The following is a 25,533-nucleotide window of genomic DNA, read 5'->3' on the forward strand; positions in this document are numbered from 1 at the left end:
GCCGCGGGCGGGGTCACGCAGCCCGCCCCGGGTTGCGGTCCACGACCTCCGGCACCTGGTTCGGCCCGGCCTCGGCGGGCCGCGGCCGGTCCTGCGGGTGCAGCCGGACCGCGACGAGCGCGACGTCGTCGCTGGGACGCTCGGGCAGCAGCCGGGCCAGCAGCTCGTCGCACACGTCGTCCAGGCTCAGCCCGCCGAGCTCGTCCAGCGTGGAGCGCAGGCGCTCGATGCCGTCGCGCAGCGGCTCGTCGCGGCGCTCCACCAGCCCGTCGGTGTAGAAGACCACGGTGGCCCCCCGGTCGAGCACCACCTCGGCCTCCGTGCGCCGGGAGTCCGGGACGACGCCCAGGAGGGGGTTGGGCCGGCCGGCCGACAGCGACGTCACGGTGCCGTCGGCCGCCACGAGCATCGGCGGCGGGTGGCCCGCGCTCGACCAGCGCACGTGCGTGCGGCCGCTCGCCTCCTCCTCCTCGCTCTGCTCGATGCGGGCGACGACGGCGGTGGCGACGGCGTCGGACTGCAGAGTGCGCAGCGCCCGGTCGACCCGCTCCAGCACCTCGGCGGGGCCGGCGCCGGTGGTCACGGCGATGCTGCGCAGCGCGGAGCGCAGGTGGCTCATGGTCACGGCGGCGGCGAGATCGTGGCCGACGACGTCGCCGATGACGACGACGGTGCCGCCGTCGGGCTGCATGAACGCGTCGTACCAGTCGCCGCCCACCTGCGTGGCGTGCGCGGCCGGGTGGTAGCGCACGGCGATCTGCACGTGGTCGGGCTGGACCGGCGGGCTGAGCAGCGAACGCTGGAAGCTCTCGGCCACGTGCCGCTGGTCGCGGTACAGGTGCGCGTTGTCGAGCGCGAGCGCGGCCCGGCTGGCGACGTCCTCGGCGGTGACCAGCTCGTCGGCGGTCAGCGGCTCGCGACCGGCGCCGCGGAACAGGCTCAGTGCGCCCACCGTGCGGCCGCGCGCCCGCAGGGGCAGCACCGCGCCGGACGCCGGGTCGAGCCGCGCGATCAGGTCGTGCGCCTCCCCCGGGCGCAGCACCGCCTGGACGGCCTGCGCGGCCGGGGCGTCGATCACAACGGGATGGCGGGCGGTCAGGGCGCGGCGCAGGTACGAGCGGTCCTCGAGGTGCGCCAGGCGGATCTGCGCGTACCGCTCGACGAGCGGGCGGAGGTCCTCGTCGGCGTGCCACGACCCGGCGTCGCGCACGCGGCGCCCCGGGTCGTCGGCCGCCCACGACGCCGTCCCGCGCCCGCGCCGGCTCCCCGTCGTGCCGTCGTCGTCCTCCACGAGGCTGACCACGCACCAGTCGGCCAGGGCGGGGACCACGAGCTGGGTGAGCCGGCTGACGAGCCGCTCGACGTCGAGGGTCTCGATGAGCTCGGCGCTCACCCGCGCCGCCAGCTGCGCCTGCTCCGCCGCCCGCGCCAGCTGGTCCTGGGCCTCCTTGCGCGCGGTGATCTCCAGGAAGTACACCGACAGGCCGTCCGGGCTGGGCCAGGCCCGCACCTCGTACCAGCGGTCGAGCGGCGCCGGGTAGTACGCCTCGAACCGCACCGGCTCGCCCGTGTCCATCGCGTGGCGGTAGTACCGCTCGAAGTCGGAGCCGGGCGCGGCGGGGAACAGGTCCCAGATCCCCCCGCCGAGCAGGTTCTCGCGGCGGTTCGACAGGACGCGCTCGGCCTCGGCGTTGACGTAGGTGAACCGCCACGACCGGTCGAGGAAGAAGAACGCCGACGGCATGACCTCGAGCACGCGCTCCACCCGTGCCTCGCCGTCCTGCGTGGCGGTGGTGTCGTACGCGGCCCCGATGATCCGGCTGGCGGTGCCGTCGGGCCCGGCGACGGCGTGGCCGCGGGCGGCGACCCAGCGGGACATGCCGTCGGGCAGGTGGACCCGGAACTCGGCGGAGTACTCCCCGCACGTGTCGCGGGCGTGCTGCAGCGCGGCCGTGACCCGGGGCAGGTCGTCCGGGTGCAGCCGGCGGTTGAAGCTCTCGATGGTGTAGTCGAAGCTCTCGTCGTCGTACCCGAACATGTCGAGCAGCCGCCGGTCCCAGTGGAGCGCACCGGTGCGCAGGTCCCACTCGAACGTCCCGATCCGCGCAGCCTGCAGCGCGACCTGGGTCGACAGGGCACCCACGTCCCGGGGCACGCGCGTCGACAGGTGCGTGCCGTCCTCCACCATCAGTCCTCCTCGAGGCGACGGGCCCGGCCCGTCTCGTCGCACATCATGCATGCTTCGACCACGTCGGTCGTGCGGGGCGGTCCCGGCGGAGCGGGCACCCCGGCCCGCGACCGGGGCGGCGGCGGAGGTGACCGGATGCGCTGCGGCCGATCTCGTGGGATCGTCCAATCACCGTGCCACACCGGCGACGAAATGGTCGCACCGTTCTGGCGCCAGGCATCCCTCCGACCGTCATGAGAACGATCACGCCGTGACACCGACACCGCAGACAGGTCCGCTGGAGACCCCGGACACCGACGACGGCCTGCCGCGCACCCGGCCACCCGGGCGCTACCGGCAGGTCGAGCGCTGGAGGCTGGACTCCTTCAGCCAGCTCACGCGCCTCCGTGCCGGGCTGGCACCGATCCTGCGCCCGGAGGACGGAGCCGGCGCCGGTCTCGCCCAGACGCCGGAGAAGGTCGTCCTGGTCGCCTCGGAGCTCGCGACCAACGCGCTCGAGCACGGCCTGCCGCCGACCATCGTCACGCTGTCGACCGACGACGAGTCGTGGCTCCTCGACGTCGCCGACCACGACCGGGGCTCCGTGCCCGTGTACGCCGGCGAGCGTGTGCCGGGCGCCGGCGGGCTCGGCCTGCACCTGGCGCGCACCCTGGCCCTCGACGTCGGGTGGTACGTGACGGAGAGCCACAAGCACATCTGGGTCACGTTCCCGGTCGACTGAGCGGAGCCCACCCGGTGCCGCGGAGCCGGCCGCGCGGGCTCACGCCGAAGGGGCGTCGACCTCGAACAGCGAGTAGAGGCCGGCGAGCTCCAGCGGCTCCAGGACCGCCTCGTTCACGCCCGTCAGCCGCACGGTCTCGGTCGCGGCGGCGGCGCGCGCCAGCAGCCGCAGCCCGGCCGAGTCCAGGAACGTCACGCGCTCGACGTCGATCACCAGCTTCTCGGGCGACGCCGCCAGGTGCCGGCGCGCCTCGTCCTCGACCCGCAGGAGCACGGCCCAGTCGATCTCGCCCCACATCGACCACGTGCCGTCGCCGAAGTCGATACCGCCGACGGCAGGCGTGCCGTCATCGAATGGTGCGGTGCGCATCGACTTCCTCAGCGACTAGGGGAGACGCGCCTCTGTGCTGCGGCACGGAGGCCGTTCGAGAGCAGATCAACGTCGGTGCGAGAGTAACAGCGTTCGTCGGGGCGGTCGTGGGCACGGCGCACCGGCTACCGTGCGGCCGTGCGGATCTTCGGCCGGGCGAGGTGAGCCCGTGAGCCGGCTCGTCGGCTGGTGGGACGACCGGCAGGTGCCCCTGTACCTGGCCGCCATCGGCGGCGGCGCGCTCGCCGGGCTGGGCGCGCCCCAGGTCGCGCCGACGCTCCAGCACGCCGTCACCCCGGTGCTGGCGCTCCTGCTGCTCGCCACGTTCCTGGGGGTCCCGCTCGTGGAGGTGGGGCGGGCTTCCCGCGACGTCCGGTTCCTCGTGACGGTGCTGGCGGCCAACTTCGTCGCGGTGCCGGTGCTCGTGCTGGGTCTCTCCCGGTTCGTCGCCGACGACCCTGGCCTGCTGCTCGGCGTGCTGCTGGTGCTGCTCACCCCGTGCATCGACTACGTCGTCGTGTTCACCGGGCTCGCGGGCGGGTCGCGCGCCCGGCTCCTCGCGGCCGCGCCGCTGCTGATGGTGGCGCAGCTGCTCCTGCTGCCGGTCTACCTCTGGCTGTTCGCCGGCGCCGAGGTGGTGACGGTGGTGGAGGCCGGCCCGTTCCTCGCGGCGTTCGGCCTGCTCGTCGTGCTCCCGCTCGCCGCCGCGGCGGCCGTGCAGGCGCTGGCGCGCCGGCACCGGGCCGGCCGCGCGGTCGTCGACGGGGCGGCGGCAGCGATGGTGCCGCTGATGGTGGCCACGCTCGCCGTCGTCGTCGGCTCCCAGGTGGCGGCGGTCGGCGCGCGGGTCGCCGACCTCGCGCGCGCCGTGCCCGTCTACGTCGCGTTCGCCGTGCTCGCCGCCGTCGTGGGGGCGCTCGCCGGGCGCGCGGCACGGCTCGACGTGCCCGCCCGGCGCGCGGTCCTGTTCTCGACCGCGACCCGGAACTCGCTGGTCGTCCTGCCGCTCGCCCTCGCCCTGCCGGACGCGCTGGACCTCGCGCCGCTGGCGGTCGTGACCCAGACGCTCGTCGAGCTCGTCGCGATGGTCGTGCTGGTGCGCGTGGTCCCGGTGGTCGTGCGCGACGGCGCGGTCGGCCGTGCCCGGTGACCGGCGATGCTTCGGTACAGGGTTCCGTGGATACAGGTTTGGCTGTACCGTCACGGCGATGACGACTCTCTCCGTACAGGCCTCCGCGGCTCCGCCGGCGGTGACCCTCACGCACACCGCGGCGCTGACCAGGCTGGGCCACGCACTGTCCGACGCGACCCGCGCGCGCATCCTCCTGGCGCTGCGCGAGGCGCCGGCCTACCCGTCGGACCTCGCCGACGCGCTCGGCGTCTCGCGGCAGGTGATGTCCAACCAGCTCGCCTGCCTGCGCGGCTGCGGTCTCGTCGAGGGCGTCCGCGAGGGCCGGCGCACGTGGTACCGGCTCACCGACCCGCACCTGGCGCCCGCGCTCGGCGACCTGCTGCGGCTGGTGCTCGCCGTCGACCCCGCCTGCTGCGGCCCGGACTGCACCTGCGCATGACCACCGCCGCGAGCCCCCTCTCCCCCGGCCGGCGCCGCACGCTCCAGCGGCGCGTGCGCGCCGTCGTCGCCGCGACCATCGCCTACAACGTCGTCGAGGCCGCGGTCGCCCTCACGGCCGGGCGGGCCGCGTCCTCCAGCGCCCTGGTCGGCTTCGGGCTCGACTCGGTGGTCGAGGTGCTCTCCGCCGCGGCGGTCGCCTGGCAGTTCGCCGGCCGGGACCCCGAGGCGCGGGAGCGGACGGCGATGCGGCTGATCGCCGTCACGTTCCTCTCGCTGGCCGCGTTCGTGACCGTCGAGGCCGCCCGCGCCCTGCTCGGCGGCGTCGAACCGGACCGCTCGACCGTCGGCATCGTGCTCGCCGCGGTCAGCCTCGCCGTCATGCCCGCGCTGGCGTGGTTCGAGCGACGCACGGGCCGCGAGCTCGGCTCGGCGTCCGCCGTGGCCGACTCCCGCCAGACCCTGCTGTGCGCGTGGCTGTCCGCCGTGCTGCTCGCGGGCCTGCTGCTGCACGGCGCGCTCGGCTGGTGGTGGGCCGACCCGGTGGCCGCGCTGGTCATCGCCGCACGGGCGGTCAAGGAGGGCGTCGAGGCATGGCACGGCGACGCCTGCGGCACGCCGCTGGCGGAGATCGTCGCGAGCGACCGCGAGCACCGCGACGGCCACGACGCCGGGCGCTGAGGCGTCAGACGCTCAGGCCCTGCGCGGCCGACCACTCCGGGTCGGGCGCGACCTGCTGCACCAGCTCGACGACCAGCCCGGCGGGCCCGGCCACCTGGAACCTGCGCTGCCCCCACGGCTCCGTCACCAGGGGCTTCAGCACCTCGGCGCCGCCGCGAACGCCGTCCGATCTGCTGCAGCTGCACGGTGGTCCCCTCCGTCGACGATGTCGGTCGGGTGGAGCCTGGCAGGGCGGACCGGGTGGCGCCAGGGGTATGCCGCGCTCAGCCCTCCGGCGGGTACCAGACCCGCGTGCCGTCCACGCGGGCGAACGAGGTGAGCGTGTGCGGCTTCGCCGTCGTCGGCGACATGATGTCGAGCACCTCGGCGCCGCGGACCAGCAGCGCGTCGCCGACCAGCGAGCGGTGACAGCGCCACGGCACCGCCTCGGCGCACATCACGGTCAGCCGCTCGTCCCGTGCCCGCTCCGCGAGCGCGTCGACGGCCTCGGCGAACTCCGGCGTCTGCATGTGGTCGGCGTAGCCGCGGAACGACGCGTTGCGCCAGGCACCGTTGACGCTGTCCGGGCGCGGGCGGCGCAGCCCGCCCAGGGCCGGCGCCCGCTCGTAGCCCAGGCCGTGCTCCCGCAGCGCCGGGCCGAGCACGTCCTGCGCGAACTGCGGGTTGCGCCGCGAGCGCGGCACGGTGCGCACGTCGACCACCCGCTGCACGCCGTGCGCCCGCAGCAGCGCGACGAGCTCGTCGAGGGAGCGCGTGGAGTGCCCCACCGTCCACACCGTCCACACCGTCGCCCCGTCCGCCATGCGCCCACGGTAGGAGCGGGACGCTGGCGCGGCAGCCGGGACGGCGTGCCGCCCCTGCGACCGGGCCGCCGTGCGCGGACCATGGGAAGAGGTCGGAAAAGGGGAGCGGCTGCCATGGTCCGGACGTTCGGCGTGGAGGAAGAGCTGCTGCTGGTCGACGCGCGCAGCCGGCAGCCGCTGGCCGCCAGCGAGGACGCCGTGCAGCGGGCGACGCGCCCCCTCGACGACGCGGAGGCGGCGGGCGTGCCCGCCGGTGCGCCCGCGCTCGCCGGCGAGGATCGCGTCGGCGCGGAGCCGGCCGGCGAGCCGGCGGCCCGGGCGGAGGTGGGCGCGGTGTCCTCGGATCTGGCGGACGCCCCGGGCGGGCACCGGCTCACCCTCGAGCTGCAGCAGGAGCAGATCGAGGTGGTGGGCCCGCCGCAGACCTCCCTCACCGACCAGATCGCCTCGATCCGCACCGGCCGCAGGCTCGCCGACGGCGCCGCCCGCGCGGTCGGCGGCCGGGCCGTGGCGATCGCGACGTCGGTCTCCGCTGGGCTGCCCCACCTGGTGCCCGAGTCGCGCTACCGGCGCATCCAGCGGCACGTCGGGATCCTCGCCGCCGAGCAGCTCACCTGCGGGTTCCACGTCCACGTGGCGGTCGACGACCGGGAGCAGGGCGTGGCGGCTCTCGACCGGATCCGGGTCTGGCTGCCGGTGCTGCTCGCCCTGAGCGCCAACTCCCCGTTCTGGTACGGCGTCGAGTCGGGCTTCGCCAGCTACCGCTACCAGGCGTGGACACGGTGGCCGACGGCGGGCGCGTACGAGGTCTTCGGCTCGGTCGAGGCCTACGACCGGTGCATGGAGGCCGTGCTGCGCTCCGGCGTCGCGCTCGACGACGGCATGCTCTACTACGACGCCCGCCTGTCCGTCCCGTGGCCCACGATCGAGGTCCGGGTAGCCGACGTCTGCCTCGACCCGGTCCAGGCCGGGGTGGTGGCGACGATGATCCGCGCGCTGGTGGAGACGGCGTGCCGGCAGCACCGCGAGGGCGTGCCGCCGCACCCGGCGGGCGTCACGGAGCTGCGGGCGTGGTCGTGGCGCGCCAGCCGGTTCGGCGTGGAGGGGGACCTGGTCAGCCCGGCCACGGGCCGGCCCACCCCGGCGGGGCACGTGGTCGCCGACCTGCTCGACCTGCTGCGCCCCGTGCTGGACGAGTACGGCGAGGACGAGCAGGTCCAGGCGGTGGTCGCCCAGATCCTCCAGGACGGCCCGGGCGCGCAGCGCCAGCGCGAGGCCTTCGCCCGGCGGCACGACCTCACCGACGTCATCGACACCGCGGTGCGGCTGGGCACCCCGGAGCCGGAGGGCGACGGCGTCCCGTGAGGGGCCGGGCGGCTCGGCCCGGGCCGAGGCCGGCCGCGGCCCGACGGTGACCGCACCGGCGTCCAGGGGTCGAGTGCCACCTGCTCGAGCGCGGGCCGGGCGGCTCCGGCGGGAGGACACCGGCGGCCGTGCCGGCCGTGCCGTCCTCCCGGTCCGGCTCGATGTCGGGTCGCACTGCGCGCACGCGAAGCCTCCTGAGGTCGTGGTGCGGTGGCCTACTGCGCCTGCGAGCGCCGGTAGGCCTGGACGAGGGGCGTCGAGGCGGGCTCGGGCCCGAGGACCCGCAGGACCGCGTCGTCCTCGGGCACGCCGGGCCACCACGCCACCCACCAGCCGTCGGTGACCGTGGCCTCGACGTCCAGGCCGTCGGGGCGCGCGACGACGACGGCGTCGACGTCACCGCCGGCGTAGCCGTAGGTGACCGTGACGTGGTCCCGGTCGACCGCCGCCCCGGCGTACCCGAGGACCGACACGCCCGCGGAGCCGGGGCCCGGGGCGGTGGCGGGCGGGCCGACGACCGAGGCGACGACGGCGTCTCCGGCCAGGAGGCAGCTCCTGACGTGGGCGTGGTCGACGCTCACCAGGAGCCGGAAGGACCCGCGCTGCTCGGCGAGGACGGTCTCCGCGTCGGTGGCCGCGCTCGCGCACCGGTGCGCCGCGCCGGTGGTGCCGTCGACCGCGAGCGTGGCGGGGGCCGGCGTCCACGAGCCGAGGTCGACGCCGTCGTCCGCCGCCCCGGCGTCCACCGCGACGGCGACCAGCACGAGCACGGCCGCCGCGCCGGCGCCGCCGAGCAGCCGCATCCTGCGCACGTGGGCCCCCTGACGTCTCGTGCGGGGACCGCCCCCTCACCACCCGACGGCGAACCTAGGGGCATCCGTGCGGCGGCTCGTGGAGGCTGCGCGCACCGGAGCGGGTGAAGGTCGCCGCCGGGCGCTCGTGCCGCCAGCGGGCCAGAGCCTGTCAGGCGGCGACCCGCCCGGCCACCGTGCGCGGGAAGACCCGCGCCAGGACGTCGGCCAGCGTCACCACGCCGACCGCGCCGGACGCCTGGTGCACGAGCGCGAGGTGGTTGCTCGTCTCGCGCATCCGCGTCAGGGCCGTGTGCAGCGGCGTGTCCGCCGCGAGCACGAACGCCTCGCGCACGAGGCCCGCGACCGGGGCCGCGTCGTCGAGCAGCAGCGTGTCGCGCACGTGCACGACGCCGGTGGGCGCGGCGGCGCCGTCGGGCCGCACGAGGATGCGCAGGTGCCCGGAACGGTCGGCCGCCTCACGCACGTCGGCCGCCGTGGCGGCGCCGCCGACCGACACCAGGTCGCCGCCCTCGCGCAGCAGGTCCGCGACGGTCAGCCGGCGCAGGTCGAGCGCGCCGGAGAGCTGCTCGGAGTAGGCCGGGTCGAGCGCGCCCACGTTGGCCGAGTGCTCCACGAGGTGGCGCAGGTCCTCCGGGCTGCGGCCCGAGGCCACCTGGCCGGTCGGCTCGACGCCGACGCGGCGCAGGCACCAGTTCGCGGCCTCGTTCAGCGCCACGAGCACCGGGCGGGTGACGGCCATGAAGGCGCGCATGGGCAGCGCCAGCAGGGTCGCCGACGTCTCCGGGTGCGCGATGGCCCAGGACTTGGGCGCCATCTCGCCGACCACGAGGTGCAGGAAGGTCACGATGATCAGCGCCAGGACGAACCCGGCCACGTCGGCCAGCCAGGCCGCGGCGCCCCAGGACTCGAACACCGGGGTGAGCCAGTGGTGCACGGCCGGCTTGGTGATCGCGCCGAGCGCCAGGGTGCAGGCGGTGATGCCCAGCTGCGACCCGGCCAGCAGCACGGTCAGCTCGGTGGAGCTGCGCAGCGCGGCGCGGGCCGAGCGGCTCGACGCCGCGGCGTCCTCCAGGCGGTGCCGCTTGGCCGCGAGCAGCGCGAACTCGACGGCGACGAAGAACGCGCTGAGCGCGATGATGACGACGGTCGCGCCGGCGACCACCCAGGGGTTGCTCATCGGGCCTCCTCCGCGTCCTGCTCGGTCTTGCCGTCATCGGTCTCGGCGTCACGCTCGACGACCGTCACGCGCACCTGCGCGGGCACGTGCCGCTCGACCTCGAGCACCTCGACCCGCAGCGCCCGCGCGGGCGGCGGCTCGGGCAGCGCCAGGTCGGCCGGGTCGTCCGGCAGCGCCACCTCGACGACGTCGCCGGGCTCCGGGAACGCGCCGTGCACGGCGATCGCCAGGCCGGCGATCGTCTCGTAGTCGCCCTCGGGCAGGTCGCGCCCCACGGCGCGCTCCACCTCGTCGACGTGCACGTCGCCGTCCATCACCCACACGCCGTCGTCGCTCGGGGCGAGGCCGTCAGGCTCGGGCTCGTCGTGCTCGTCGGTGATCTCCCCGACCAGCTCCTCGGCCAGGTCCTCCACGGTGAGCACGCCGACGAAGCCGCCGTACTCGTCGAGCACGCACGCCATCTCGTTGCGGGTGGCCGACAGCTCGGCCAGCGCGTCGGGCAGGGCCATGGTGGTCGGCAGCACGAGCGCCGGGCGCAGCACGGCGCCGACCGGGGCGTCGTCGGCCACCGGGCGGCGCAGCACGTCCACGAGGTGCACGACGCCGACGACGTCGTCGTCCCTGAGCACGGGGTAGCGCGAGTGGCCGGCGGCCATGAGCTCGCGCACCTGCCCCACGGTGTCGTCCTCGCGCACGGTATCGACCTGCGCGCGCGGGATCATCGCGTGCTCCACGTCCTGGCGCGGGAAGTCGAGGATGCGGTCCAGCAGGTCGGACAGGTCGTCCGGCAGGTCGCCGCTGGCGCGCGAGTCGGCCACGATGTGCTCGAGGTCGCGGGCGGTGGCGGAGTGCTCGACGTCGTGCACCGGCTCGATCCGCAGCAGCCGCAGCAGCGCGTTGGACGCGGCGTCGAACACCGCGATGAGCCAGCCCAGCGCGCCGAGGTACACCTGCGTGGACCGGGCCAGCCAGGTGGCCACGGGCTCGGGGCGGGCGATCGCGAGGTTCTTCGGGAACAGCTCGCCGAACAGCATCTGCACCACGGTGGACAGCAGCAGCGCCGCGACGGTGCCGATCGCGACGCCCACCCCCGTGGGCACGCCGACGCCGCCCAGCGCGGTGCCGAGCGCCTCGCCCACCAGCGGCTCGGCGACGTAGCCGACGAGCAGCCCGGTGATGGTGATGCCCAGCTGGGCCCCGGAGAGCATGAACGACGTGCGCTTCGTCACCGCCAGCGCACGGCGCGCGGAGGCGTCACCGGCCTCGGCCCGCGCCGCGAGGCGGGACCGGTCCACGGCCATGTACGCGAACTCCTGCGCGACGAAGTACCCCGTCGCGGCGGTGATCGCGAGGATCACCACGAGGCCGACGAGCAGCGACAGCACCCAGGTCACGAGGTCCACCCCCGCCCGCCACGCGTGGTTCGAGGATGATCGCCCGTCCTGGGCCCGGTACTACTGCTGGTGTCCATGGTCCTTCCACAGTGAGAGGGGCCCCGGAGGAGGCCCCTCGTCGTCGGCCCTACGCTCTTCGATCTTCGCCGGATCGCCCGGCACCTGCATCCAACGCAGACGTGGCGCCGGAGGTTCCCGCCGGAGCCCGGCTAGTCTCCAGGCCGTGGCGGAGCGACTCTCCCGGATCCAGGAGCGCGAGCGGGCGGCGCTCGTGGCGGACCTGCAGGAGCTCGGGCCGGAGCAGTGGCGCTCGGCCACGCTCTGCACCGGGTGGGACGTCGAGGAGGTCGTCGCGCACCTCGGGGCGGCCGCCCGGACGGGCATGGGGGCCTGGACCCGCAGCATGGTGCGGGCACGGTTCGACGCGGACGTGCACAACCGGCGTCTGCTCGAGGCGTTCCGTGGCGCCACGCCGGAGGAGACCCTCGACCGGTTCCGCGCCGTGGGCCCGATCGCGCTGCCGTTCGCGGACAGCCCGGGTGGGCTGGGCGAGCTCGTCGTCCACGCCGAGGACGTCCGTCGTCCCCTGGGGCTGACGCACCGCGTCGACCCCGCGGGGCTCCTCGTGGTCGCGCGGTTCTTCGCGACGCGCGACTTCGCGGTGAACAGCAGGTCGCTGGTGCGCGGGCTGACGCTGGTGGCGTCCGACGCCGGGTTCCGCCACGGTTCCGGTCCCGAGGTCCGGGGCCCGTTGCTGGCGCTGGTCATGACCATGGCGGGCCGGCCGTCGCACCTGGGGGAGCTCACGGGTGCCGGGGTGCCGGAGCTCGCCCGGCGGGTGGGTGGCTCCTCGGCCGAGCGCCGGGCGCCGGCCTGACCCGGCGGCGCGGCCGCCCTGTGGCTACCGTGGACGGGTGCCGACGACCGTCATGTGGTTCCGCCGAGACCTGCGCCTCGCGGACAACCCCGCCCTCGTCGCGGCCGTCGAGGCGGCCCGGGCGGACGGCTCCGAGGTGGTGGGCCTGTACGTGCTCGACGACGCGCTGTGGCGCAGCGGCGGGGCCAACCGCGTCGCCTACCTGGTGGAGTCGCTCGCCGCGCTCGACGCCGCGTGCGACGGGCGGCTGGTGGTGCGCCGGGGCGACCCGCGGTCGGTCGTCCCCGCCGTCGTGCGAGCCGCCGGGGCGTCCGCGGTGCACGTCGCGGCGAGCCACGAGCCGTACGGTCGGCGGCGCGACGCCGCGGTCGAGCGGGCCCTCGCGGACGACGGCGTGCCGCTCGTCCGCACCGGGTCCCCCTACGCCGTCGCGCCGGGCCGGCTGCTGACCGGATCCGGGGCCCCGTTCCAGGTCTTCACGCCCTTCCGCGGTGCCTGGCTGACGCACGGCTGGCGGGCGCCGGCGCCCCGGCCGCGCGAGGTCCCGTGGGCGGCGCTGCCCTCGGACGAGGTGCCGGCCGCGCCGCCGACCACCGCGCGCCTGCCGCGCGCGGGCGAGGAGGCCGCGCGTCGGCGCTGGCACGCGTTCGTGCGCGACGGCCTCGCCGGGTACGGCGAGCGCCGCGACCGGCCCGACCTCGCGGGCACCTCGGCCATGTCCGTGCACCTGCGCTGGGGCGAGGTCCACCCGCGCACGCTGCTCGCCGACCTCGCGGCGGCCGAGGCGGGCGGCGTCCCGGGCGACGCCGTCGCGACGTACCGGTCCGAGCTCGCCTGGCGGGAGTTCCACGCCGACGTGCTGCACCACCGCCCCGACGCCCGCACGGAGCCGCTGCGCACCGTCGTCCCCGACGACGCGTGGGCCACCGGCCCTGCCGCCGACGCGGCGTTCGACGCCTGGGCGGCCGGCCGCACGGGCTACCCCCTGGTCGACGCCGGCATGCGCCAGCTCCTCGGGGTCGGGTGGATGCACAACCGCGTCCGGATGGTCACCGCCTCGTTCCTCGTGAAGGACCTGCACGTCCCGTGGCAGCGCGGGGCCGCCCACTTCATGGCCCACCTGGTCGACGGCGACGTCTCCCAGAACCAGCTCAACTGGCAGTGGGTCGCGGGCAGCGGGCACGACGCGGCGCCGTTCTTCCGGGTGTTCAACCCCGTGACGCAGGGGGCGAGGTTCGACCCGGACGGCGACTACGTGCGCCGCTGGGTGCCCGAGCTGCGGGACGTCGAGGGCGCCCGGGTGCACCAGCCGTGGCGGCTCGACCCGCCGCCGGCGGGCTACCCCGCGCCGATCGTCGACCACGCGCACGAGCGCCGGGTCGCGCTCGCCGACTTCGAGCGCGCCCGGCGCTGAACCCTCGCGAGCGGCCGGCGGCGCGGCCGCCGTGCTCGTCCCCCTCCCCCGTGCTGCAGGGTGACGAGCGCCGAGCGCTTCGAGCTCGACGAGGTGCCGCTGGCCGACGTCGCGCAGGCGCCGTCGACGGCCCGCGCCGACGGCGGCATCCCCGTCGGCACCGACCGGGCCGCGGGCACCACCACCGAGGGCGCGCCCGAGCTGGGCGTCTGCTACGACTGCATGTGCTTCGCCGGCCAGCCGGCGGAGAACACCGCGGGCATGACGGACGACCGGCTCGCCGACGTCGCGGCCGGGGCGGGCGTGCCGCAGGAGGTCGCGGACGGCATCGCCGACGGCACGGCCGTGGACACCTGCGGGCAGCGGGTCGCCTCCGCCACGCAGGCGGCAGGGCGACGCCGGCCTGGAGAACCCGCAGGGCGGGTTCGGCACCCCGACTCTGACGATCGACGGCCGGCGCCGGGACGGCGACTGGACCGAGTCGACGACGCCTCACCGGTCAGTAGCTTGAGATTCTTGCTAGTTGGTGTAACTATCTAGTCGTGGACGAGACGCTGCCGTGGCCGAGCGACTGGCTGCGCGGCGTGCTCGAGGTCTGCGTCCTGCGCGTGCTCGCCGACGGGCCGACGTACGGCTACGCGATCACGGCCGCGCTGACCGACGGCGGGCTGGGTGCCACCAAGGGCGGCACCCTCTACCCGCTGCTCAAGCGGTTCGAGGGCGCCGGCTGGGTGAGCACCGACTGGCGCCCCGGCGAGGGCGGGCCGGGACGCAAGTACTACGAGCTCACGGACGCCGGGAGGGCCGTGCTGCACGAGCGCTCGGCGCAGTGGCTGGCGTTCGCCCGGGCCACCAGCAGGTTCGTGGCGCACGGCGCCGGCCCGGGCACCACCGACGCAGGCGACCAGGGGGGACAGCGATGATCACGCGGCTGCAGCAGCGGGCGGCCCAGCACCGGTACGAGCTCGAGCGAGAGCTCGCACCCCACGTCGAGCCCGGCTGGGCCGAGACGTTCCTGCTGGAGCTGCGCCTCCAGGGTGTCGGCGGCCCCGACATCGGGCACGCGATCGCGGAGGTCGAGTCGCACTGCGCCGAGAGCGGCGAGAGCGCGACGGCGGCGTTCGGGGACCCGGCCGCCTACGCCCGGGCCCTGGAGCTGCCGAGGGCCGAGGCGCAGTCCCCGCGAGCGGTCCTGCGGACCCTCGTGCCGGGCGCGGTCTCGCTCGTCGGCATCATGCTCGCGGTCACCGCGACGCCCGCGGTGGCCACCGGTCGGCCGTTCGGGCTCACGTGGGGCACGCTGGCGGCGCTCGCGCTCGGCGTCGGCGCCGTGCTCGCGACGGTCCGCCACCTCGACCCGGTGCTGCGCACCGTCCTCGCGCGCCCCGTGCGCGCGTGGTTCGTCGCCATGGCCGGCATCGCCGTCGTCGTCTCCCCTCAGCTCGCGCTGGGCACGCGCGAGGCGGTCGTGCTGCCGGCGCTGCCGGTCCTGCTGGTCGGCTCCCTCGCGGTGCTCGCGGTGGCCGCGTGGAACCTGCGGCCCGGAGAGCTGGCGGACGACCCGGTGACGCCGCCGCTGGCGGAGCAGGCGCGCCCGCCCCGCCGGCGCGGGGCCGCCCTGGTCGCGACCCTGTCCGCACCGGTCGGCACCGCCGTGCTGGTCGCCGTGAGCTGGTGGGCCGCGACGCGCTGACCGCGGAGCGACCGCCGTCTCACCGGGCCGGCGTGCCGCTCCCGGTGGTCGACGCGACGAGCTGCGCCCCGATGACCGACAGCAGCTGCAGCCTGTCGTAGCTCTCCGTGCCGGGGGTCGCGGTGAGCACGAGGAGCGAGTGCCCCTGGTCGGGGTCGTGCAGGAGCTGGCACTGCAGCTCCATGACGCCCACCTCGGGGTGCTGCAGCCGCTTCTGCCGCGCGTGGGTGGCGGGGACCTCGTGCGCCTCCCAGAACCGGGCGAACTCGGGGCTCGCGGCCAGCGTCGCCTCGACCAGCGCGGCCGCGCGCGAGCGCGGGCCCTGCTTGGCGTAGACGGCGCGCAGGTCGGCGGTGAAGGCGCGGGCATGGACCGGGTGGTCCTCGGCGGGGTAGACGTCGCGGCTCGCCGGGTCGGTGAACCAGCGGTGGACGACGCTGCGCACGAAGCCCTCGTGGCGCGTCTCGTCGCCGAACAGCGCCCGCGCCGCCGGGGTCTGCACCAGCGTCTCGCCGAGCTCGGTCATCACCTGCGCGGGCGTGTCCGCCAGCCGGTCGAGGATCCGCATCAGTCCGGGCGAGACGTGGTCGCCGCTCGACGCGCGAGCGGGGGCGGTGTGCCCGGCGAGCCGGAACAGGTGGTCGCGCTCGGCGAGCGTCAGGCGCAGGCCCCGCGCGATCGCCTTGAGCATCTGCTCGGACGGCTGAGGACCGCGGCGCTGCTCCAGGCGGCTGTAGTAGTCCACCGACATGTCGCACAGCGCGGCGACCTCCTCGCGGCGCAGCCCGGCGGTGCGGCGGCGCGGCCCCCGGCCGAGCCCGACGTCCTCGGGCTGCAGCGCCTCGCGTCGCCGGCGGAGGAAGTCGGCCAGCTGCTCTCTGTCCACGCCCCGAGTCTTCCCTGCCCGCCGCCCGCGGAGCCAGGGACCGCCCGTCCCTGGCTCCGCGGCCCTGGCTCCACGTCGGCCCTGGCTCCGCGCCGGCCCTGGCTCCAGGTCGGCCGGGACGGGTGGTCAGGCCGCGACGGTCACGCCGGCCAGCCGCTCCGACAGCTCCCAGACCCGGCGTCCGTCCTCAGCGCTGCGCAGCGGCGGGTACAGCGCCTGCTCGGCCGGGGCGCCGCCGAGGTGCCCGAGCCCGCGCGGGCCGTACAGGCGGCCACCCTGCGCGTCCGGGCTGGTGGCGGCGTGCACCGCCGGCAGCGCCGCCGTCTCCGGGGTGCCGACGAGGATGCCGCGGCGGGAGAGCGCGCGGATGAGCCGTACCTCGGCGGTGTCGCGCGGCCGGCCCAGCAGCGGTTGCGCGGAAAGCAGGTTGGTGGGCGAGACGCCGGGGTGCGCGAGGTTGCTCCGCACGCCCCAGCCCTCCCGCACGCTCCGGCGGTGGAGCTCCATCGCGAACAGGCCGAGCGCGATCTTCGAGGAGCCGTAGGCCTTCATCGGGTGGTAGCCGTCCACCCAGCCGATGTCGTCCCACCGCACGGCGCCCCGGTTGGCCGCGACGCTGACCTGGCTGGTCACGTGGGCCCTGCCGGCACGCAGCAGCGGCAGCAGCCGCACGGTCAGGGCGAAGTGGCCGAGGTGGTTGGTGGCGAGCTGCAGCTCCCACCCGTCGGCGCTGACCCGGCGGTTCGGGGGCGTCATCACGCCGGCGTTGTTGACGAGGACGTGCAGCGGACGGCCCTCCCGCCGCAGGTCGTCGGCGAGCTCGGCCACCGAGGCGAGCGAGGACAGGTCCAGGGCCCGCACGTCGAGCCGCGCGTGCGGGACGCGCTCGCGGACGCGCTCCGCCGCGGCCTGGCCCTTCGCCGGGTCGCGCACGGGCATGACGACCTCTGCCCCGGCCCGCGCGAGCCGGGCCGCGACGTGGGTCCCGATCCCGTCGCTGGCGCCGGTGACGAGCGCGCGCCTCCCGGTGAGGTCCGGCACGGGGATGTCGATGGTCTTCGGCACGGGGAGCTCCTCGGGTCGGCGGGCCGCGGCCCGCGTGGTCGGTGCTCCCCATGCTGGTCCCCCGCGCGCGGGGCGTTCAGGGACGGCTCACCCGCGGACCGCCGGTCCCTGGGAGCGGGCCCACGGCGTGCCGACGGAGGACCACACGGGGGCCGGCGGCCAGGCGGTGTGGCTCGTCAGGGACGGCGACGGCGTACGCACGACCCGGGAGAGTGCTCTCCCCCGCCGTGTCGTCGTCGCCGGGCCCGACGGCGAGCTCGGTGCGGCGAGCCAGGCGCGGGGACGGGGAGGGGGACGGGAAGGTCGGCGCCGCGGGGGTCCACGGCCGCGGCCGGTGCCTCCGGCGCGGGAGGGAGCGGGGCCGGCGGGCCGCCGGCGCCGTCGTCGTCCTGCTCGGCCGCCCCCGCCCCGAGCACGCCGGGCAGCAGCACCAGCTCGAGGTGCTGGGCGACGTCGGGGTACTCGGCCAGCACGATCGCGCAGCGGTCGCACCCCACGAGGTGCGCCTCGAGCGCCCCCTTCTGCTCGGTCCGCAGCTCCCCCCGCAGGTACCGCGAGATCCGCACGGCCGTCGTCGCGCAGACGGTCTCGCTGCCCCACGCGCACGCCTGGGCGTGCACCCAGGACCGGCGCAGCGCCGCACGCGCGGTGCGTGCCACCACGGGCAGGTCGGCCGGTGGCACCCCGACCCACAGCGCGACGGACCGCGCCGGGGCCTGCTCCACGTCGAGGTACCAGAGGGTCGAGCGCCACAGGGCGGGCAGCGAGCGGAAGGCGCGGGCGAGCGGGGACTGCCCCGGTGCCGGCTCGGGTGCCGGCTCGGGCGCCGGCTCAGCGGCACCGTCGTCGCCGGGCGCGGGCGCGCCGGGCCCGGTCGGCGTCCCGCCCACCCGGCCGGCGGCGACCTCGCGGACGGTCTCGTAGGCGTGCAGGCGGAAGGGCACCGCCGCGGGGAGCCCTCGCCGCAGGGCCAGCGCGGTCCGGGCGAACGCCTCCTGGACGACCGCCTCGGCATCGGCCCCGTCGCCGGCCCGGCTCGCGACGGCGCGGACCGCCGGCCCGTGCCGCAGCCACAGCTCGGCGTGGGCCACCCGGTCGCCCCGGCCCGCCAGGCGGACGAGGGCCTCGTCGGACGCCGTCGCGGTGTCGTGCTCGGCGTCCAGGTCGCTCGCGACGGTGAGCGTCACCGGGCCACCTCCCCGCCGCGGGCGCCCTCGCCGGTGCGTGCGCCGGCGCGCGCGGGCGCGGTGGGGCGCCCGCCGCGCAGGAGCGTCGCCGGTGGCCGTGCGGCGTGGGCGCGCGAGTGGTTCACACCTGCCTAGACGCCCCGGACGCGCGATCGTGACGCCGCGCGCGAGTGGCGCAGGCGACAGGGACCGAGCGCCCGCCACCCCCGGCAGGACGCCGTCGTCTCCGGCGCCCGCCCCGGTGCGGAGCTTCGCCTCCGGCGGCGCGGCGACCGCGTCGTTCCTCGGCCCCGCGACGAGCCTCGCGGGCCGCTGACCACGCCGTCTGCCGTGCAGGCGCCCCGCGCCCGGCCCAGACTCGACGCGTGGCGCAGCGCATCGAGGACTACGGGATCGTCGGCGACCTGCACTCCGTCGCCCTCGTCGGGCGCGACGGCGCGATCGACTGGCTGAGCCTGCCCCGGTTCGACTCCCCCGCCTGCTTCGCCGCCCTGCTGGGCGGCCCGGAGCACGGGACGTGGCGGCTCGCGCCGGCGTCGGGCGGGCCGTGCACCACCCGTCGCTACCGCGACGACACGCTGGTCCTCGAGACGGAGTGGACGACGCCGGACGGCACGGTGCGCGTGATCGACGTGATGCCGCCGCGCGACGACGTCGCCGACGTCGTCCGCATCGTCGAGGGCGTGTCGGGGCGCGTGCCGATGGAGTGCGACCTGCGCCTGCGGTTCGACTACGGCTCGGTGGAGCCGTGGGTCACGGTGGGCGACCCGGTCACCGCGGTCGCGGGGCCGGACGCGGTCACGCTGGACACGCCCGTGGCGGTCACGCGCGAGCGCGGCGGCGTGCTGCACGGCCGGTTCGAGGTGTCGGCCGGGCAGCGGGTCCCGTTCGTGCTCACGCACCACCAGTCCTTCGAGCCGACCCCCGTCCGCCGCGACGCGGAGCGGCTGCTGGAGGACACCGAGCGGTTCTGGACCGACTGGATGGCGCAGGCCCGGTACGACGGGCGCTGGCCGGAGGCCGTGCGCCGCTCCTTGATCACCCTCAAGGCGCTCAGCTACGCGCCCAGCGGCGGCATCGCGGCGGCGGCCACGACGTCGCTGCCCGAGATGCTGGGCGGCGAGCGCAACTGGGACTACCGGTTCTGCTGGCTGCGCGACGCCGCCCTGACCCTGCAGGCGCTGGTGGGCACCGGGTACCTGGACGAGGCGCGCGCGTGGCGCGAGTGGCTGCTGCGCGCCGTGGCCGGGGACCCCTCCGACCTGCAGATCATGTACGGGATCGACGGGCGGCGGCGCATCCCCGAGATGACCGTCGACTGGCTGCCCGGCTACGAGGGCTCGCGGCCCGTGCGCGTGGGCAACGCCGCCGTCAGCCAGCACCAGCTCGACGTGTGGGGCGAGGTGCTCGACTGCCTGCACGTCGCGCGCGAGGCGGGGCTCGCGCCCACCGACGACGCGTGGACGCTGCAGCAGGCGCTGCTGCACTTCCTCGAGGGCCACTGGGACGACGTCGACAGCGGGCTGTGGGAGGTGCGCGGCCCCCGCCGGCCGTTCGTGCACTCGCGGGTCATGGCCTGGGTCGGCGTCGACCGGGTGACCCGCGCCGCGTCCCGGCACGCCGTCCTCGACGGCCCGGTGGACCGCTGGCGGGCGCTGGCCGACCGCATCCACGCCGACGTGTGCGCCAAGGGCTTCGACCCCGAGCGCAACACGTTCACGCAGTTCTACGGCTCGGAGGGCCTGGACGCGGCGCTCCTGCTCATCCCCGCCGTCGGCTTCCTGCCGTGGGACGACCCGCGCGTGGTCGGCACCGTCGAGGCCGTGCAGCGCGAGCTGAGCGAGGACGGGCTGCTGCTGCGCTACGCGCCGTACGCCGACGGCCGCGTCGACGGCCTGCCGGGCACCGAGGGCGCGTTCCTCGCGTGCAGCTTCTGGCTGGCCGACGCCCTGCACGGCATCGGGCGCGAGAAGGAGGCCGAGCAGCTCTTCGAGCGGCTGCTCGGCCTGCGCAACGACCTCGGCCTCCTCGCCGAGGAGTACGACGTGGCGGCGGGCCGCCAGGTGGGCAACTTCCCGCAGGCGTTCAGCCACGTGGGCCTGGTGAACTCGGCGCGCCACCTCAGCGGCACCGTGCCCGCCACCGAGGTCCCCGAGCGCGTCGACCGCGCCGCGGGCAGCCACGGCGACCCGCACGCCCCCCGAGCCGAGGAGCGCCGATGAGAGCCCTGACGGTCGTCCCGGAGAAGCCCGGATCGCTCGCCGTCACCGACGTGCCCGAGCCCGAGCCGGGCGACGGCGAGCTGCTGGTCGACGGCATCGCCGTCGGCGTCTGCGGCACCGACCGCGAGATCGCCGACGGTGAGTACGGCTCGGCCCCGGCCGGCGACGAGCGGCTGGTGATCGGCCACGAGTCGCTGGGGCGGGTGCTGGCGGCGCCCGAGGGCAGCGGCTTCTCCCCGGGCGACCTCGTGGTCGGCGTCGTGCGCCGCCCCGACCCCGTCCCGTGCGGCGCCTGCGCCCGCGGCCACTTCGACATGTGCCGCAACGGGCGGTTCACCGAGCGCGGCATCAAGGACCTGCACGGGTACGCCGGCGAGCGCTGGACGGTCGAGGCGGACTACGCGGTGCGGCTCGACCCGTCGCTCGAGCAGGTGGGCGTGCTGCTCGAGCCCACCACGGTGGTGGCCAAGGCGTGGCAGCAGGTCGACGCCGTGGGCGGCCGCTCGTGGTTCGAGCCGGAGCGGGCGCTGATCACCGGCGCGGGCCCGATCGGGCTGCTCGCGGCGCTGATCGGCGTGCAGCGCGGCCTCGACGTGCACGTGGTGGACCACAGCACCTCGGGCCCCAAGCCGGGGCTGGTGCGCAGCCTGGGGGCGACCTACCACAGCGACCCCGTGGCCGAGGTGGCCGACGCGGTGCAGGCCGACGTCGTCATCGAGGCCACCGGCGCGGCCGAGGTGGTCTTCGAGGCCGTCGCGGCCACCCGCGCCTTCGGCGTCACCTGCCTCACCGGCGTCACGTCCAGCCACCGCCTGCGCATCGACGCCGGCGCCATCAACCGCGAGCTCGTCCTGGAGAACGACGCCGTGGTGGGCACGGTCAACGCCAACCTCGACCACTTCCGCGGCGCCGCCGAGGCGCTGGCCGCGGCCGACGTCGGCTGGCTGGGCCGCATCATCACCCGCCGCGTCCCGCTCGAGCGCGCCACCGAGGCCTTCGAGAAGCGCGACGGCGACGTCAAGGTCGTGATCGACCTCTGACGCCCGCTCGGGTCGCGCTCGCCCGCTCGGGTCGCGCTCAGTGCGCCCCGACCTCGCGCGCCTTCTCCACCGCGGCGCCGATCCCGTGCAGCCACGGGTCGCCGTGGCCCGGCAGCACGGTGCGGGCGGCGGTGGAGGCCAGCACGTCGAGCGACCGCAGCGCCTCGGCGCTGTCCGCGGTGGCCGCGCCGGCCACGATCTGCGGGCCGCGCTCGCCGGTGTACGGGTCGAGCGTCACCAGGGCGTCGCCGGTGATGAGCACGTCCCGGTCGGGCAGGTGCAGCGCGCAGTGCCCGTTCGTGTGCCCCGGCGAGAAGACGACCCGCGGCGACCCGGGCACGGGCAGCACGGCGTCGGGCACCACCGGCTTGAGGCCGTGCACGCCCGGCACCTTCCACGCCCCGGCGCGCATCATCGCCCCGAGGATCTTCGCCCCGGCCGGGTACTTCACCGGGTACAGGGCGCGCACGTTCTCGTGCGCGTACCGGTACGGGTGCGCCGCGACGTGCGCGTCGTCCGGGTGCAGCCACACGGGCACGCCGAGCCGGTCGACCATGCGCGCGGCGTTGCCGGTGTGGTCGAAGTGGGCGTGGGTGAGCACGACGGCGGCCACGTCGTCGGGCGTGTGCCCGAGCTCGCGCAGCGCCCGGCCGATGAGGGGCCAGGCGGCCGGCAGGCCCGTGTCGACGATCAGCACGCGGCCGTCCTCGTCGCTCACCAGGTAGACGTTGACGTAGGCGTGCTCGATGCGGTGGACGTTGGCGGCGACCTCGATCGGCAGCATGCGACCTCCAGCGGGACGGGATCGCTTCACGCTAGGCGGGTGTCGCGGTGCCTGCAGCGTGGGCGGGTGCCGCGCGCGGCGGCGCGGCGCCCGCCCACGACGGCCGCGGCGTCAGCGGGTGCGCCGCACCTCCTCGACGAACCGGCGGGAGCGCTCGCGCAGGCCGGTGACGCGCCGCTCGACGATCAGCTCGCGCACGGCGGGGTCGTTGCCCGCCTCCGCGCTCGTCGGCGTGCGCCGCACGTTCGCCGAGCACCGGAAGTCGGTGCAGATCAGCGTGCCGATCGTGTTGCCCTGGCGGCCGGCGGCGCCGCCGCGGCGCGCGACGTACAGCGAGACGTCGTCGGTGGCGACGACGTCCTCGCACCAGGCGCACAGCGACTTGCGCCGGACGCGGCCGGAGCGGTCGGCGGCGCGCAGCAGCACGCCGACCGGCTCGCCGTCGATCTCCAGCACGGCGTACGCGGCCAGCGGCGCCTTGCGGTCGCGCCAGCCCAGGTAGTCGGTGCGGTCCCAGTCGACGGCGTCGAGGTCGGGCAGCGTGGCCTGCGCGACCTCGCGCTTGGAGGCGTTGACGAAGGACGCGCGGATCTGCTTCTCGGTCAGCGGGGTCATGGGGTTCTCGGCTTCCGGTCGTTCGGAGCCGCCGGGGCGTCAGGGGCACCGCGGCGCGCGACGGTGACGCAGGGCGTCGTCGTCGGGCGCGCGGGTGCGGGCCGGCGGCGGGGCAGGGCGGAGCCGCGCCTCCCTGCCGCGCCGGGGCGCGCGACGGGGTGGCCGCCGGTGCGCGCGAGCGTGCCGGTCAGAGGGTGGCGCGGGCCGACCGGGTCGCCGAGCAGGCCTGGACGGCCACCTCGCGTCCCGCGGTGCCCTGACGCATCGCCTCTCCTCGCTCGTGCCGGGGTCCGGGCCCTTCGTGCGGCGCGCTGTCGCGCCGCGGCCCCGCCGTCGATCGTACGCCCGGGCACGCGACGGGTCAGCCGGTTTTCGCCGGCGGGACCGGCCTCAGTCCTCGACGCCCTCGACGACCTCGCCGACGACCTCGCCGGCGACGCCGTCGGTCGCGGCGTCGTCCAGCAGCGCGCCGCCGAGCGCCTCCGCGTGCCAGGACACGAGCCGCCACGCGCCCGGCTCGCCGTCGAGCACGACGGCGCCGGTGTTCGACAGGGGGGCGTGCGCCGCGAGGCCGAGGTCGACCTCCGCGCACCGGGCCGCCGCCCAGACGCGCAGCATCGCGCCGTGGGAGAACACCGCGGCCGTGCCGACCCCGGACGCCGCCACCTCCTCGATCGCGGCGTCGAACCGGCCGAGCGCCTCGGTGCCGTCCTCGCCGCCCGGCACCCGCACGTCCAGGGCGCCGTCCGCCCAGCCCAGCGCCACCGAGAGGTACTTCTGCGCCGAGGCGTCGTCGTTCGCCATCTCCAGCGAGCCCGCCGCGATCTCCCGCAGCCCGGCGTGCTCACGCGGGGTCAGGCCCAGGTGCTGCGCGAGCGGGGCGGCCGTGAGGTGCGTGCGCACGAGCGTCGACACCCAGATGGCCTCGATCCCGGCGTCGCCGAGCACGCGCGGGATCGCGGCGGCCTGGCGGTGCCCCAGCTCCGTGAGACCGGGGCCCGGCTCGAGCGTGTCGAGGAAGTAGCCGACGTTGGACGGGGTCTGGCCGTGGCGGACGAGGTGGAGGCGCATGCGGCCATCTTCGCAGCGACCGGCGACCGGCCGCCCACCGCAGGCGTCACGACGCCGTCGGCTCCGCCCGCCGCTCCACGACCCGGATGCTGGTCAGCGCGGGGTCCGCGACGTCGGGCACGAGCATGCCCGCCTCCACCCCGGTGGTGAGGTAGTCGAGGGCCTCGCGGGTGATCCGCTCGCCCGGCGCCAGCACGGGCACGCCGGGCGGGTACGGGCTGGCCATCTCCGCGGCGACGCGCCCCACCGCCTCGGCGACCGGCACCTGCTCGGCCGGGCCGAAGAACGCCTCGCGCGGCGACATGACCGTCTCCAGCTCCAGCGCGCCGGGCGGCGGCAGCGCCACCGCCGGCGACCGCTCGATCTCGCCGGCGTGCTCCGCCAGCGCCCGCGTCGCCTCGACGAACCGGCGCTCGGCCTCGTCGTCGTCGCCGTGGGTGAGCCGGCCGTTGACCCGGCACGTGTCCGCCGAGCCCATGTCCACGTGGTGATGGGCGCGCAGCCACTCGGCCGCCTGGTAGCCGGTGATCCCGAGGCCACGGACGTCCATCGTCAGCACCAGCGGGTCGAGCTCGAACGCGCCGCCGGGCCGGACCACCTCCTGGCCCATGACGTCGATCCCGTCGAGCCCCCCGACGGTGGAGCGGATCCGGCCTGCCCGGGCGATCGCCGCGTCGAGCAGCTCCTTGCCCTGCTCGACCATCTGCCGGCGCCAGCCGTCGAGCGTGGCGTAGACGAGGCTGGAGGAGCTCGTGGTGCCCAGCAGGTCCTCGCGCTGCTTGAGCACCTGAGGGTCCACGCGGTCGCCCTGCAGCTGGAAGATCGAGCTCTGCTCCACGGCGCTGCCCATCTTGTGCACGCTCGTGACCACGAGGTCGGCGCCGACGTTCATGCCCCACTCGGGCAGGTCGTCGTGGAAGGGGAGGTGGGCGCCCCACGCCTCGTCGACGATGAGCGGCACGCCGTGGCGGTGGCACACCTCGGCCACACCGCGGATGTCGGCGCAGGTGCCCCAGTCCGTCGGCGAGATCAGCAGCATGCCCTTGGCGTCGGGGTTGTCCCGCAGCGCGCGCTCGACGTCCTCGGGCTCCGGCGGGTGCGCCAGGTGCAGGCGCTCGTCCCAGTGCGGGTGCACCCACACCGGCTGGATGCCGCTGATGATGACGCCGGCGATCACCGACTTGTGCGCGTTGCGCGACACCAGGAGCTTCTCCCCCGGCCCGGCGACCGCGAGCATCGCCGTCTTCACCGACAGCGAGCTGCCGCAGGTGGAGAAGAAGCAGGTGTCGGCGCCCACGGCGTCGGCCATGAGCTCCTGCGCCTGCTCGAGCACGCCCTGCGACTGGCGCCGGTCGTCCAGGCCGTTGAGGGAGAGCACGTCGGAGGCGAACACCCCCTCGCCGAGCACCTCCAGCACCCGCGGGTCGGCGCCGCGCCCCTGCCGGTGGCCGGGCGGGCCGAGCACGACGTCGCCGCGCCGGCGGAACTCCTCCAGCGCCTCGATGACGGGCACGCGGGCGTGGTCCACGGGTGACACCTCCGGGCGGTCGGGGTCAGGTCGCCTCGATCGTGACCCCGGTCCACGCCGCCCGCACG

Annotated in this window: 26 protein-coding genes; 12 read left to right on the top strand and 14 right to left on the bottom strand. The window is 76.3% G+C overall.

All coding sequences use genetic code 11. The annotated features are described in order from the left end of the window. Window positions 1-13: 13 nt before the first annotated feature. Complete coding sequence (locus U5M74_RS07350; protein ID WP_410907605.1) at window positions 14-2,188, bottom strand: SpoIIE family protein phosphatase; 2,175 nt, start codon at window positions 2,186-2,188, stop codon at window positions 14-16. A gap of 250 nt (window positions 2,189-2,438) precedes the next feature. Here U5M74_RS07350 and U5M74_RS07355 point away from each other — a divergent pair, with 250 nt between their 5' ends. After that, entirely contained in the window at window positions 2,439-2,909 is a 471-nt protein-coding gene (locus tag U5M74_RS07355) for an ATP-binding protein (protein ID WP_410907607.1), read from the top strand. 39 nt (window positions 2,910-2,948) lie between these two features. Here U5M74_RS07355 and U5M74_RS07360 read toward each other — a convergent pair whose 3' ends face one another. Beyond that, a complete protein-coding gene (locus U5M74_RS07360) occupies window positions 2,949-3,278 on the bottom strand; it encodes an STAS domain-containing protein (RefSeq protein WP_410907609.1) in 330 nt (109 codons plus the stop codon). Between the two features lie 169 nt (window positions 3,279-3,447). On the opposite strand from U5M74_RS07360, the gene U5M74_RS07365 reads away from it, so the two are divergent. Genes U5M74_RS07365 through U5M74_RS07375 form a run of 3 tightly spaced genes read left to right on the top strand, consistent with a single transcriptional unit; the run spans window position 3,448 to window position 5,529 of the window. Next, on the top strand, window positions 3,448-4,428 hold the full coding sequence (locus tag U5M74_RS07365) for an arsenic resistance protein (protein WP_410907611.1): 981 nt from the start codon (window positions 3,448-3,450) through the stop codon (window positions 4,426-4,428). Between the two features lie 58 nt (window positions 4,429-4,486). Continuing rightward, window positions 4,487-4,849 carry an ArsR/SmtB family transcription factor gene (locus U5M74_RS07370; protein WP_410907613.1) on the top strand — a complete coding sequence of 121 codons (363 nt, stop codon included), beginning with the start codon at window positions 4,487-4,489 and terminating at the stop codon, window positions 4,847-4,849. Further along, window positions 4,846-5,529 carry a cation transporter gene (locus U5M74_RS07375; protein ID WP_410907615.1) on the top strand — a complete coding sequence of 228 codons (684 nt, stop codon included), beginning with the start codon at window positions 4,846-4,848 and terminating at the stop codon, window positions 5,527-5,529. Before U5M74_RS07370 ends, U5M74_RS07375 begins: the two co-directional genes overlap by 4 nt. 4 nt (window positions 5,530-5,533) lie before the next feature. Here the strand turns inward: U5M74_RS07375 and U5M74_RS07380 are convergent, their stop codons facing one another. Together U5M74_RS07380 and U5M74_RS07385 are read right to left on the bottom strand one after the other, a co-directional pair. After that, the gene (locus U5M74_RS07380) at window positions 5,534-5,656 is read right to left on the bottom strand and encodes a hypothetical protein (protein ID WP_410907617.1); all 123 of its coding nucleotides are present in this window, start codon (window positions 5,654-5,656) and stop codon (window positions 5,534-5,536) included. 136 nt (window positions 5,657-5,792) lie between these two features. Then, a complete protein-coding gene (locus U5M74_RS07385; protein WP_410907619.1) occupies window positions 5,793-6,332 on the bottom strand; it encodes a DUF488 family protein in 540 nt (179 codons plus the stop codon). A gap of 114 nt (window positions 6,333-6,446) precedes the next feature. Between U5M74_RS07385 and U5M74_RS07390 the strand changes: the two genes are divergently transcribed. After that, window positions 6,447-7,697: a glutamate--cysteine ligase gene (locus U5M74_RS07390; protein ID WP_410907621.1), complete on the top strand. Its 1,251-nt coding sequence runs from the start codon at window positions 6,447-6,449 to the stop codon at window positions 7,695-7,697. A gap of 215 nt (window positions 7,698-7,912) precedes the next feature. Here the strand turns inward: U5M74_RS07390 and U5M74_RS07395 are convergent, their stop codons facing one another. The 3 genes from U5M74_RS07395 to U5M74_RS07405 form a co-directional block, all read right to left on the bottom strand. Continuing rightward, the gene (locus U5M74_RS07395) at window positions 7,913-8,509 is read right to left on the bottom strand and encodes a hypothetical protein (protein WP_410907623.1); all 597 of its coding nucleotides are present in this window, start codon (window positions 8,507-8,509) and stop codon (window positions 7,913-7,915) included. 151 nt (window positions 8,510-8,660) lie between these two features. Continuing rightward, entirely contained in the window at window positions 8,661-9,689 is a 1,029-nt protein-coding gene (locus U5M74_RS07400; protein WP_410907625.1) for a CNNM domain-containing protein, read from the bottom strand. Beyond that, window positions 9,686-11,083 (bottom strand): hemolysin family protein, encoded by a 1,398-nt coding sequence (locus tag U5M74_RS07405; RefSeq protein WP_410907687.1) that lies wholly within the window; start codon window positions 11,081-11,083, stop codon window positions 9,686-9,688. Before U5M74_RS07405 ends, U5M74_RS07400 begins: the two co-directional genes overlap by 4 nt. Before the next feature lie 223 nt (window positions 11,084-11,306). On the opposite strand from U5M74_RS07405, the gene U5M74_RS07410 reads away from it, so the two are divergent. Genes U5M74_RS07410 through U5M74_RS07430 form a run of 5 tightly spaced genes read left to right on the top strand, consistent with a single transcriptional unit; the run spans window position 11,307 to window position 15,067 of the window. Then, window positions 11,307-11,960 carry a maleylpyruvate isomerase family mycothiol-dependent enzyme gene (locus U5M74_RS07410; protein WP_410907627.1) on the top strand — a complete coding sequence of 218 codons (654 nt, stop codon included), beginning with the start codon at window positions 11,307-11,309 and terminating at the stop codon, window positions 11,958-11,960. Window positions 11,961-12,012: 52 nt separating this feature from the next. Then, the gene (locus tag U5M74_RS07415; RefSeq protein WP_410907689.1) at window positions 12,013-13,374 is read left to right on the top strand and encodes a cryptochrome/photolyase family protein; all 1,362 of its coding nucleotides are present in this window, start codon (window positions 12,013-12,015) and stop codon (window positions 13,372-13,374) included. A gap of 60 nt (window positions 13,375-13,434) precedes the next feature. Further along, on the top strand, window positions 13,435-13,914 hold the full coding sequence (locus U5M74_RS07420) for a hypothetical protein (RefSeq protein ID WP_410907629.1): 480 nt from the start codon (window positions 13,435-13,437) through the stop codon (window positions 13,912-13,914). Window positions 13,915-13,916: 2 nt separating this feature from the next. Next, window positions 13,917-14,297, top strand: coding sequence for a PadR family transcriptional regulator (locus U5M74_RS07425; protein ID WP_410907631.1), 381 nt, complete (start codon window positions 13,917-13,919; stop codon window positions 14,295-14,297). Next, entirely contained in the window at window positions 14,294-15,067 is a 774-nt protein-coding gene (locus tag U5M74_RS07430) for a hypothetical protein (RefSeq protein WP_410907633.1), read from the top strand. Before U5M74_RS07425 ends, U5M74_RS07430 begins: the two co-directional genes overlap by 4 nt. Window positions 15,068-15,086: 19 nt before the next feature. On the opposite strand, the gene U5M74_RS07435 is transcribed toward U5M74_RS07430, so the two are convergent. The 3 genes from U5M74_RS07435 to U5M74_RS07445 form a co-directional block, all read right to left on the bottom strand. Further along, window positions 15,087-15,953, bottom strand: coding sequence for a helix-turn-helix transcriptional regulator (locus U5M74_RS07435; protein WP_410907635.1), 867 nt, complete (start codon window positions 15,951-15,953; stop codon window positions 15,087-15,089). Window positions 15,954-16,079: 126 nt separating this feature from the next. Further along, window positions 16,080-17,018 (bottom strand): SDR family oxidoreductase, encoded by a 939-nt coding sequence (locus tag U5M74_RS07440; protein ID WP_410907637.1) that lies wholly within the window; start codon window positions 17,016-17,018, stop codon window positions 16,080-16,082. Window positions 17,019-17,194: 176 nt separating this feature from the next. Continuing rightward, a complete protein-coding gene (locus tag U5M74_RS07445; RefSeq protein ID WP_410907639.1) occupies window positions 17,195-18,205 on the bottom strand; it encodes a zf-HC2 domain-containing protein in 1,011 nt (336 codons plus the stop codon). Between the two features lie 365 nt (window positions 18,206-18,570). On the opposite strand from U5M74_RS07445, the gene U5M74_RS07450 reads away from it, so the two are divergent. Beyond that, window positions 18,571-20,427 (top strand): glycoside hydrolase family 15 protein, encoded by a 1,857-nt coding sequence (locus U5M74_RS07450; protein WP_410907641.1) that lies wholly within the window; start codon window positions 18,571-18,573, stop codon window positions 20,425-20,427. Beyond that, window positions 20,424-21,467, top strand: a complete 1,044-nt coding sequence (locus tag U5M74_RS07455) for a glucose 1-dehydrogenase (protein WP_410907643.1) — start codon at window positions 20,424-20,426, stop codon at window positions 21,465-21,467. The genes U5M74_RS07450 and U5M74_RS07455 overlap by 4 nt, the downstream gene beginning before the upstream one ends. Window positions 21,468-21,504: 37 nt before the next feature. On the opposite strand, the gene U5M74_RS07460 is transcribed toward U5M74_RS07455, so the two are convergent. The 4 genes from U5M74_RS07460 to U5M74_RS07475 form a co-directional block, all read right to left on the bottom strand. Beyond that, window positions 21,505-22,251 (bottom strand): MBL fold metallo-hydrolase, encoded by a 747-nt coding sequence (locus U5M74_RS07460; RefSeq protein ID WP_410907645.1) that lies wholly within the window; start codon window positions 22,249-22,251, stop codon window positions 21,505-21,507. A gap of 111 nt (window positions 22,252-22,362) precedes the next feature. Further along, window positions 22,363-22,866: an FBP domain-containing protein gene (locus U5M74_RS07465; RefSeq protein ID WP_410907647.1), complete on the bottom strand. Its 504-nt coding sequence runs from the start codon at window positions 22,864-22,866 to the stop codon at window positions 22,363-22,365. A gap of 390 nt (window positions 22,867-23,256) precedes the next feature. Next, a complete protein-coding gene (locus tag U5M74_RS07470) occupies window positions 23,257-23,937 on the bottom strand; it encodes a histidine phosphatase family protein (RefSeq protein ID WP_410907649.1) in 681 nt (226 codons plus the stop codon). 46 nt (window positions 23,938-23,983) lie between these two features. Further along, entirely contained in the window at window positions 23,984-25,465 is a 1,482-nt protein-coding gene (locus tag U5M74_RS07475) for an aminotransferase class I/II-fold pyridoxal phosphate-dependent enzyme (RefSeq protein ID WP_410907651.1), read from the bottom strand. Window positions 25,466-25,533 lie beyond the last annotated feature (68 nt).

It is taken from the genome of Puerhibacterium sp. TATVAM-FAB25 (genome assembly GCF_046535855.1).
Lineage (GTDB): Bacteria > Actinomycetota > Actinomycetes > Actinomycetales > Cellulomonadaceae > Puerhibacterium > Puerhibacterium variabilis_A.